Here is a 345-nt window from a genome sequence, read left to right as displayed (position 1 = left end):
GAGAAAGAAAAAGAGAAAAAGAGGAGGGAAAGAGAGAAGGGGGAGGAAAAGGGGGAGAGAGGGAAGAAGGAAGGGGAGAGGGAAGGAAAAAGGAAAAAGGAAGGGGAAGGGGGGAAGAAAAGGAGGGGGGAAGAAGGAAGGAGAGAAGAGAAAAAAGGAAGGGGGAAAGAAAGAAAAAGGGAAGGGAGAAAAGGGAAGGGGAAAGGGGAAGGGAGGAGGAAGGGAAAAGGAAAAGGAGGGGGGGGGAGAGGGGGGAAGGAAAGAAGAGGGGGGAAGGGGAGAGGGAGAAAAGGGGGGGGGAGAGAAGAGAAAGGGGAAGGAGAGGGGAGACCCAGGTGCTGCCCG

The 345-nt window shown here is 54.8% G+C and carries 1 protein-coding gene; it reads left to right on the top strand.

What is annotated here, in order from left to right:
• On the top strand, positions 1–345 hold a 345-nt coding region (locus LK536_RS58585; RefSeq protein ID WP_506092312.1), incomplete at both ends, for a hypothetical protein.

It is taken from the genome of Clostridium pacaense, assembly GCF_020709765.2.
Taxonomy (GTDB): domain Bacteria; phylum Bacillota; class Clostridia; order Lachnospirales; family Lachnospiraceae; genus Enterocloster; species Enterocloster hominis.
The sequence above is the reverse complement of the archived record's forward strand: the minus strand, read 5'-3'. Positions and strand labels throughout refer to the sequence as shown.